This window comes from Streptomyces sp. NPDC057474, assembly GCF_042802555.1.
GTDB lineage: Bacteria > Actinomycetota > Actinomycetes > Streptomycetales > Streptomycetaceae > Streptomyces.
The window spans coordinates 1-9083 of sequence record NZ_JBHVDX010000314.1; the positions used below are offsets into that span (position 1 = coordinate 1).

9 protein-coding genes are annotated in these 9083 nt (G+C 72.8%); 6 read left to right on the forward strand and 3 right to left on the reverse strand.

Going from position 1 to position 9083, the window contains the following annotated elements; genetic code table 11:
* Positions 1 to 101: 101 nt before the first annotated feature.
* A complete protein-coding gene (locus ACFU53_RS44020; RefSeq protein ID WP_384005503.1) occupies positions 102 to 581 on the forward strand; it encodes a hypothetical protein in 480 nt (159 codons plus the stop codon).
* A 443-nt stretch (positions 582 to 1024) separates the two neighbouring features.
* Positions 1025 to 1585 carry a DUF4232 domain-containing protein gene (locus tag ACFU53_RS44025; RefSeq protein ID WP_384005505.1) on the forward strand — a complete coding sequence of 187 codons (561 nt, stop codon included), beginning with the start codon at positions 1025 to 1027 and terminating at the stop codon, positions 1583 to 1585.
* Between the two features lie 18 nt (positions 1586 to 1603).
* On the opposite strand, the gene ACFU53_RS44030 is transcribed toward ACFU53_RS44025, so the two are convergent.
* Positions 1604 to 2797: a DUF2786 domain-containing protein gene (locus ACFU53_RS44030; RefSeq protein WP_384005507.1), complete on the reverse strand. Its 1194-nt coding sequence runs from the start codon at positions 2795 to 2797 to the stop codon at positions 1604 to 1606.
* Positions 2798 to 2900: 103 nt separating this feature from the next.
* On the opposite strand from ACFU53_RS44030, the gene ACFU53_RS44035 reads away from it, so the two are divergent.
* The 4 genes from ACFU53_RS44035 (at position 2901) to ACFU53_RS44050 (ending at position 7774) form a co-directional block, all read left to right on the forward strand.
* Entirely contained in the window at positions 2901 to 3857 is a 957-nt protein-coding gene (locus ACFU53_RS44035; RefSeq protein ID WP_384005509.1) for an ABC transporter ATP-binding protein, read from the forward strand.
* Positions 3851 to 6112, forward strand: coding sequence for an FtsX-like permease family protein (locus ACFU53_RS44040; protein WP_384005511.1), 2262 nt, complete (start codon positions 3851 to 3853; stop codon positions 6110 to 6112). The genes ACFU53_RS44035 and ACFU53_RS44040 overlap by 7 nt, the downstream gene beginning before the upstream one ends.
* Before the next feature lie 202 nt (positions 6113 to 6314).
* Positions 6315 to 6968 (forward strand): LysE family translocator, encoded by a 654-nt coding sequence (locus ACFU53_RS44045; protein WP_384005513.1) that lies wholly within the window; start codon positions 6315 to 6317, stop codon positions 6966 to 6968.
* 71 nt (positions 6969 to 7039) lie between these two features.
* Positions 7040 to 7774, forward strand: a complete 735-nt coding sequence (locus ACFU53_RS44050) for a Clp protease N-terminal domain-containing protein (protein WP_384005515.1) — start codon at positions 7040 to 7042, stop codon at positions 7772 to 7774.
* 35 nt (positions 7775 to 7809) lie between these two features.
* Here the strand turns inward: ACFU53_RS44050 and ACFU53_RS44055 are convergent, their stop codons facing one another.
* Positions 7810 to 8052 carry a hypothetical protein gene (locus tag ACFU53_RS44055; protein ID WP_384005517.1) on the reverse strand — a complete coding sequence of 81 codons (243 nt, stop codon included), beginning with the start codon at positions 8050 to 8052 and terminating at the stop codon, positions 7810 to 7812.
* Positions 8053 to 8164: 112 nt separating this feature from the next.
* Positions 8165 to 9031: a GNAT family N-acetyltransferase gene (locus tag ACFU53_RS44060; protein WP_384005518.1), complete on the reverse strand. Its 867-nt coding sequence runs from the start codon at positions 9029 to 9031 to the stop codon at positions 8165 to 8167.
* Between the last annotated feature and the right edge of the window lie 52 nt (positions 9032 to 9083).

Below are 9083 nucleotides of genomic sequence, written 5' to 3' on the forward strand. Positions count from 1 at the left end.
GCTTTGCGAGAACAACAGTGACTACGGCGATGACGGCAAGGCCCGCGACGCCCGCGACGCCCGCGACGCCCGCGATCAGGGCGACCTCCGCGCGCCGGCGCATGCGCGTCGCGGCCGCGGCGGCCGGGCTCGCGGCCGCGCTCGCGCTGACCGGGTGCAGCAGCGATGACGGCGGCTCCGAGGCCAAGGAGTCGTCGGCCGCTCCGACCGCGACGGACAGCGCGGACGGCGGCGGCTCCAGAGAATCCTCCGGCGCCGAGACCGAGCTGCAGGGCAACTGGCTGGCCACGACCGGCGGCAAGGCGGTCGCCCTCTTCGTCAACGGCGACGAGGTCGCCGTCTTCGTGGGCACCTCGGTGTGCAGCGGCAAGGTCTCCGACGCGGCGAACATGCAGATGATCAGCCTCAAGTGCCAGGACGGCAGCGACGACCGCACCGAGGGCATGGTGGACAAGGTCAGCTCCAAGTCCCTCACGATCACGTGGGAGGGCGGCGTCGGCGAGGAGACGTTCCAGAAGGCCGAGGGATCACTGCCGTCGGGACTGCCGACGGATCTGCCCACGGCGAGCGCCGGGTCGTAGGCCCGCGTTCGGACGGCGAACATAGGCCCATGCGCGGACGGCGAACATAGGCCCATGCGCGGGTGGCGACCATAGGCCCACGTGCAGGCGTCGTCCGCAGGCCCACGTTCGGGCCGCGAACCGTTGGCCCACGTTCGGGCGCGAACCGTAGGCCCACGTTCGGGCCGCGAACCGTAGGCCCAGGTTCGAGCCGCGAACCGTAGGCCCAGGTTCGAGCCGCGAACCGTAGGCCCAGGTTCGAGCCGCGAACCGCAGGTCCACGTTCGGGCGGCGAACCGTAGGTCCACGTTCGGGCGGCGGCCCGTTGAACGTGCCTCGCGCGCCGCTCGGGTCGTAGATCATGTGTCGGACGGGCCGCGGAACCTCCGGGTTTCGCGGCCCGTCCGCACTTTCACACCACCACCGGCTGTGCTGTGACAGCCACGAACTCCACCGGGAACTCCATGCGCACCGCTTCGACCGCCATCGCCGCCGCCCTCCTCGCGGCCCTCACGCTGACCGCCTGTGGCGGGGGTGACGGAGGTGACGGGGGCGGTGACGGCAAGACCGGCGCCGCCACCGCCGACAGCGGGAAGGGTGGCGCCTGTACGGCTGCGCAGGCCGGCTTCGAGGTCGGGCCCAGCAGCGCCGCACCGGCCGCCGGTGACGAGGGTGCCGTGCCGGTCACCGTCACCAACAAGGGCGACGTGGCCTGCACGCTGAAGGGCCTCGCCGGGGTGGACCTGTCCGCCGGCGACAAGTCCTGGGCGCTCCAGCCGCAGGAGGGCGCGTCCCAGGACACCGAGGTGACGCTGGAGGGCGGTCAGTCGATGACGTTCACCATCTCGTACGTGCGCGGGGTCGCCGGTGACACGGAGAAGAGCGCCGCGGTGGACGAGCTGAAGTTCACCCTGCCCGGAGACAGCAAGGTCAACAGCTTCGAGTGGCCGGACCCCGAGGTCGCGGTCAAGTCCGAGAGCACGCTGGACGCGACGGTGGGGCCGTTCCTGCCCCTCGGCGACTGAGCCACCGCGTCGCCCGGGTCATGACGGCAGCCGGGGCCGCGCCCGGACCTGGGCGCGGTCGGCTGCCTCCGCCCCCTGCTGCCAGCCGGCGAGGTCGCTGACGCCTCGGACTCGGGTGGTGACCGTGTCCGGGAACATCTGGGTGAACTGCTCGCGGACGGCGACGTCGCGGGCGGCGAGGACGGGCAGGAGGTCCTGTTCCGTGGCGCCTGCCCCGCGCGTGCCCGCCCCTTCGGCCTCCGCCTCCGCGACCTGGGCCTCCGCGACCTCGGCCAGCCGGTCCCCTATGCGGTGGGCGTAGGCGGCCAGGAAGGACTGCCGGAAGGTCTTGGTCCGTTTCCGGCCGCCCTTGCGCTGGGCCGCCTCCGCCTTCGTCATGGCGGTGGTGGCCTGGACGAGGAGCGAGGTGTGAAGCAGCTCGACCACCTCCAGGTCGGCCTCGAAACCGACGACCGTGGAGAAGCCGAGGTCCTCGTTCCAGACGGCCTCGCAGCGGTTGGCCCGGGCGACCGCGTCCAGGAGCACCGCCTTGGCCGTCTCGTACGGCGGGTCGACGCCGATCCGGCACGCGCCGGGCGCGTTCTTGCTGTGTGCGCGGGCCGCCAGCAACGCCTCGTCGATGCTGTGCCGCGCCATCAGCTCCTGCGCCTTCGCGCTGAGCGCCTCCGCCTCCTCCGGGAACCCGGTCGCCTCCGCCTTGGCGAGGAGCGCGCGGATACGGCTGAGCATGCGGGATTCGGGGGGCTGCCGAATGCCTGGGCCGGGCTCCTGTGGGCGATCCAGGGGTTCGAGGGTGGGGAGGCGCAGGAGGAGGCGGTACAGCTCCAGGGCCGCGGTGGCGTGCGAGAAGCGGTCCGTGCGGGTGGGGTGCGCCGCGAGTTCCTTGACCTCGTCGAGCTGGGCGGTCCAGCGGGGGGTGGGTGGTGGCTGCCGCTTCCCCGCCGTCGACTCCTGCTCGTGTTCCTCGACGATGAGCCGCGCGAGGAGTCGTAGGTGCTCGTCCTCCAGCTCGCGCCGCACGAACCGTACGACGTCGGCGGGCTGCCAGCCGCGCCGCCAGGCCCCGGCGACGAACTCCCGTCCGCGCCGGGCGAGTTCCGCGTCGGCCGCCGGGTCGGAGGCGAGCAGGGAGGCGCCTGTGTCGAGGGCGGCGTCGGTGTCGGCGTAGAGGGCCGCCTCGAAGGCGCGGTCCACCGTGTTGGTCGTACTCACGTGCTCGATCGTGTCATGAGGTGGAGGGGGTGGTGCCGGCCATACCCCTGGGACGCCCTCCAGTGGTCGTGTGCGGGCGGGGCGCGGACGGTTCGCTTGGCACATGACCACGACAGAGGCGACAGAGGCAAGGGAGACGGGGCTCGCGGCCGTACGCGTACGGGGCCTGCGGCGCTCGTACGGGGAGGTCGTCGCCCTCGACGGGGTGGACCTCGACTTCGGGGCGGGGACCTTCACGGCGGTGATGGGGCCGTCGGGGTCGGGGAAGTCGACGCTGTTGCAGTGTGCGGCGGGGCTGGACCGGCCGTCGGGTGGGACGGTGCGGGTCGACGGGGTGGAGCTGGCCGGGCTGAGCGAGCGGCGGCTGACGCTGCTGCGCCGGGAGCGGATCGGCTTCGTGTTCCAGGCCTTCAACCTCCTCCCCTCCCTCACCGCCGCGCAGAACGTCGCCCTGCCGCTGCGGCTCGCCGGGCGGCGGCCCCCGCGCGGGGCGGTGCGCCACGCCCTGGCCCGGGTGGGGCTGGCCGAGCGGGCCGGACACCGGCCGGCCCAGCTGTCCGGCGGGCAGCAGCAACGCGTCGCCCTGGCCCGGGCCCTGATCACCCGCCCGGCGGTCCTCTTCGGCGACGAGCCCACCGGGGCGCTCGACACCACGACCAGCCGTGAAGTGCTGTGCCTGTTACGGGAGTTGGTGGACCAGGAGGGCCAGACCACGGTCATGGTCACGCACGATCCGGTGGCCGCGTCGTACGCGGACCGGGTGGTGTTCCTGGTCGACGGACGGGTGAGCGGGGAGTTGCTCCGGCCGTCGGTGGAGGCGGTGGCGGCGCGTATGGCGGGGTTGGAACGGGGGGCCGGGGTGCGGGGCGAGCGGGCTGCGGGGATGCCGGGTCTGGGTGCCGTGGGGGCGACTGCCGAGGGGGCGGACGGGGACCTTGCCGAGCGCACCGCCAGGGAGGCCGGGGGTGCGGCCAAGGGAATAGCCGGGGCGGCCGGGGGCTCGGTCGAGGAAATCGCCGGGGCGGCCGGCAACGGGGCCGTCGGGGGTGTGACGTGCTGACCTTGTCGTCGTTGCGTACGCGGTGGGCCGCGCTGCTCGGGTCGTTCGTCGCCGTGGCCTTGGGGGTCGGGGTGATGGCGGCCATGGGGCTCGGGCTCGCGGCGACGCTCGACCCGCCCGCGCGTGCGCCGGAGCGTTTCGGCTCCTCCCCCGTCGTGGTGGCGGGCCTGGACAGGCTCACGGTGGAGGTGCGGCGGGGGCCGGGGACGGCCCGGGTGTCGCAGAAATTGACTTATCCACACCCTGTGGACGAACGGCTGCTGGCCGAGCTGCGGGAGCTGGGGCCGGTGACGCCGGGTGCGACGGAAGAGGAGAACGGGGCGGGCGGGGGCGATGGGGTGGCGGCCCGGGGCGCTGTCCAGGTGGACGCGGTCGGGGTGGACGCGGCCGTCGGGGACGTACGGGCGGTGGTCGGGGATCGGGCGCGGGTGCTGACGGGTGACGCGCGGCGACAGGTGGATCCGTCGTACGAGCGGGACGCGGAGGCGTTGGTCGCCGTGAACTCACTGCTGGGGACGGCGGGCGGGGTCACCACCTTCGTGTCGGTGTTCGTGACTGCGTCGACCTTCGCCTTCGTGGTGGCCCTGCGGAGGCGGGAGTTCGGGCTGCTGCGGATGGCCGGTGCGACACCGGGTCAGGTACGGCGGCTGCTGCTCGGGGAAGCCTTGGCGGTCGGGGTCGTGGCGTCCGGTGCCGGGTGTGCGCTGGGGGCTGGGGGTGCGCCTCTGCTGGTACGGGAGTTGGTGGACGGCGGGGTCGCGCCCACCTGGTTCGCGGTGCCGGGTGCGGTGGTGTGGCCGTACCACGTGGCCTTCTGGACGGGGGTGTCGGTGGCGCTTGCGGGGGCCTGGGTCGCCGCGCGGCGGGCCGGGCGGATCGGTCCCGTGGAGGCCTTGCGCGAGGCGTCCGTGGACACGGGGGTGCTGCCGCTGTCGCGCCGGGTGATCGGTTCCGCTCTGCTGGCGGGTGGACTGGGGCTGCTGGCCTGGAAGTTGGGGACCGACCCCGCCGAACTGCTGAAACGGAAGACGTACACCACCCAGCCGATGCTTCTGATCACGGCGGGGGCCGCGCTCGCACCGCTGCTCGTCCGTCCGGTCGTACGGCTGGTGGGTGCGGGTCTGCCCGGGGCCGCCGGGCTGCTGATCCGGGAGAACGCGGCCACGTCGGTACGCCGTACCGCCGCCGTCGCGGCACCGGTGCTGGTGACCGTCGCGCTGGCCGGATCGCTGCTGGGGTCCGCCGGGACGGTGGCGGAGGCGAAGGGGGCGGAGGCTCAGGCGCGGACTCGGGCGGACTTCGTGGTCACGAATCCTTCGGGTGCTTCGGGTGCGTTGGGTGCGTTCGATGCTTCGAGTGCGGCGGGTGAGAGGTCGCGGGCCGTTGTCGGGAGGGTCGGCAGGGTGGCCGGGGCGGGCGCGACCGTGGCCGGGTCAGCTTCCACCGCTGTGTATGTGGTGGAGGAGCGGAGCGCGTTGGTGCGGTCCGATGCTCGGGCGGTGACGGATGTGGCGGCCTTCGCGTCGGTGTCGCGGCTGCCGGTGGTCGCCGGTGATGTGCGTGATCTCGACGACCGGTCGATCGTCGTGAACGAGGAGTGGGAGCGGCACGAGGTGGGGCAGACCGTGCGGGTGTGGCTCGGGGACGGGCGTCCCGTACGGCTGCGGATCGTGGCGGTGCTCGCGCAGGGGACCGGGGACAACGGGGCGTATGTGACGGCCGCGAATGCCGGCGGGGCGGTCGTGGACCGGGTCGACGTGCGGGTGGGGAGCGGGGTGGACCGGGCGGGGGTCGCGGCGGCGCTGGAGGGGGCGGCGTCGGCGGGGGCCGGCGGGACGGTCCGGTCGGCCGAGGAGTGGCTCGCGGCGAACCGCCCCGGCACCAAGGCGCACACCCGGCTCGGGTTCCTCGTGGTGCTGGGGATCGCCCTCGTGTACGCGGGGATCTCGCTGGCCGGGACGCTGTTGATGGCCACGTCGGCGCGGGGCGCGGAGCTGCGGTCGCTGCGGCTGGCGGGGGCTACTCGGGGGCAGGTGCGGGTGGTTGTGCTGGGCGAGGCGCTGGTCGCGGTCGTGGTGGGGGTGGTGCTGGGAGTGGCCGTCACCGCGGTGAATCTGGCGGGGGTGGTGGTGGCGTTGGGGGTGTTGTCCGCGCCGGTGGGGGTGATGGTGCCGTGGGGCGCGGTCGGGGGGTGTGTGGGGGTGTGCGGCTTGGTCGCTGTGGTTGCCGTCGGCGGGGCGGTGGGGCGACGGTGAGGTAGGCCCGCGCCATCCGGGGTGGGGGTGTGCGTCGGGTGGCGGATGCGGGTGCGGGTGGCGGGTGGCGGGTGCGGGTGGCGGGTGCGGGTGGGTCGTGGCTGGTCGCGCAGTTCCCCGCACCCTGACGGGGCCCAGGTCGCACGTCCCAGTGGGTGAAATCGGGTCGCCCTGCGCTGTGCGAACTGCCAAGCATGGCCCCATGGTTGACGCATCTCTCTACGTAGCTTTTCTGGTCGCGGCCTTCGCCCTGTGTGTCACGCCGGGGCCCGACATGATGTTCATCGTGGCCGTCGGGGGGCGGGGCGGGCCGGTGGTCGGGGTGATGGCGGCGGCCGGGGTGGCGAGCGCGATGCTGGCGCACACCGCGGCGGCGGCGTTGGGGCTCTCGGCGCTGTTCGAGGCGTTGCCGGTGCTCTACTACGTGCTGCGGTGGCTGGGGGCGGCGTATCTGCTGTACCTGGCGGTCAAGGCGTTCCAGGACCGGTCGGTGCCGGGGGACGATGTCGGCGCCGAGTCGGGGACGGCGGCGGACGGCCGTGCGGGGACCGGGCTGAAGCGGGCGTTCTGGCAGGGCGCCGTCACCAATCTGCTCAACCCCAAGGTGATCCTCTTCAACGTGGCGTTCCTGCCGCAGTTCGTAAACCCCTCCCTCGGACACGTACCCGGCCAACTCCTGCTGCTCGGCTGCACCATCGTCGTCATGGGCTTCCTCTGGGACGGCTCGGTCGCCCTCGTCGCCGGTCGCCTCACGCAGGTGCTGCGCCGCAGCCGGCGGGTGGCGCGGGGGCTCAACATCTTCACCGGGACGGTGTTCGCGGGGCTGGCGGTGCGGTTGGCGACATCGCCGAAGTGAGCGGGGCCGCGGGCGACGCGAGGTGTCAACTCACGGTTGACAGTAGCGGGGCGTCAACCTACGGTTGACACATGACGACGAACCCCCGAGTCTCCTCTTCCATCCGTCTCGACGACCTCATCGAAGCCATCAAGAAGGTCCACCCGGAACCGCTCGACCAGCTCCAGGACGCGGTGATCGCCGCGGACCACCTCGGCGACGTGGCCGACCATCTGATCGGTCACTTCGTGGACCAGGCCCGGCGTTCGGGCGCGTCCTGGACGGACATCGGCAAGAGCATGGGGGTGACGCGACAGGCGGCGCAGAAGCGGTTCGTGCCGAAGGGCGAGAACGATCTCGACGCCAGCCAGGGGTTCAGCCGCTTCACCCCGCGCGCCCGGAACGTGGTCACGGCCGCCCACAACGAGGGCAAGACCGCCGGCGCCGTCGAGGGCCTGCCCGCCCACCTCGTCCTCGGCCTCCTCGCCGAGCCGGAAGGCCTCGGCGCCAAGGCACTCGTCGCACAGGGCGTCTCCCCCGAGGCCGTACGGGAGGCCGCCACAGCCGTCCTGCCGCCGGCCTCCGCCGAGGTGCCCGAACTCATCCCCTACGGCCCCGACGCCAAGAAGGTCCTCGAACTCACCTTCCGCGAGGCCCTCCGCCTCGGCCACAACTACATCGGCACGGAACACATCCTGCTCGCGCTCCTCGAGTTCGAGAACGGGAAGGGAGTACTGAGCGGCCTGGGCGTGACCAAGGAGGCCACCGAGGCGGACGTGGCCCGGGCACTGCAGACGATCGTGGAGGGGCAGGGTCAGGGTCAGTGAATTGACCACTTTCCGCGCCGCCAGCCGTGTGCCTGTTATATGGCGCTTCTCCAGGGTGGTGTCGGCGTGCCGTCCGGCTCCAGCCCATCGCCGACGCACACCACCTGTTGGCCCTGGTCTGGGCCGACGGCGGCTACACCGGCAGCCTCGTGCAGCACTGCCACGGCCAGCTCGTCCCGCTCGTCCCGCACCTCGGACAGCTGCTTGACCAGCTGCTCTTCCAGTTCATCCAGCTCCGCGCGGCGCGCGGTGATCCGCTCATGCACCTCGGGGTCCACCCTGCGCCGGAGCGTACGAGCGCAACCCGAGACGGCAGGCGAGAAATCGCAAAACCCGCACCTGCCAGACGATCTACGCCCCAGACTGCCGCCTTACCGAGCGGCCCCGGTGTCAGGCCGTCCGAATCCGGTCCCGCACCTCCGGCCGCACCTCGAACCCGGCCGCCTTGTACGTGGCGACGCCGCCGACGTTGGAACTCGGCGTGCACACACGTACGCTCGACGAGCCCATCTCCCGCAGCGCGGCCGCCCCGGCCACGGTGATCGCCCGGCCGTAGCCGCGACCACGGTGGTCCTCGTGGACGCCCATCGGCTCGACTAGCCCCGGCTTCCCCGGGCCGGCCGACCACACCGTCACCACCGCCGCCACGCTGCCCCGGTCGTCATAGGCGCCCAGGCAGCGGGCGGCGGCGTAGAACGGTCCCGCCGACATCGCGTGCCAGTACTCGCGCGTAGGGTGCGAGGTGTTGAACGCCGACCGCAGAACGTCGGCGAAGTCCTGCGCCTGCTCCGGGCCTATCGACTTGATCTGCACGCCGGGGTCCTCCACCGGCTCGGTGAGGTCGCGGAAGAGCGGCGTCCACGGCTCGTCGACGCCCCAGCCCTCCTTGCTCAGCAGGTCGTGGAGCAGCAGGCCCAGCGGCGCCTCGATGGACACCGCTCCTTCCGGCAGCACGCCGCGCTCAGGCAGCGAGAGGTCCTCGACGAGCCGCCGCGCCAAGTCCTCATCCTGGAAAGCGTCCGGAGCGACCGTCATCCGCACCAGCGTCGGCGAGTCGAGCATCCCGACCGCGAGAATCCGCCCGTCCCGACTCCAGGTCCGGACCACCGCGGCCGTCTCGGCCGTTCCGAACCGGTAGTTCCAGCCGATGTCCCCGGAATGCAACTGCATCGGCGCTTCGTCGTACTGCCACTCCCGCAGCGCGGCCATGGCCTCGCGTACCCCGTCGACAGTCGGCGTACCCAGCGCAATCGTCATAGCCGGGATCAGACACTCCATCCCGAAGGTCCCGCAACCGGTTAACCGGGTC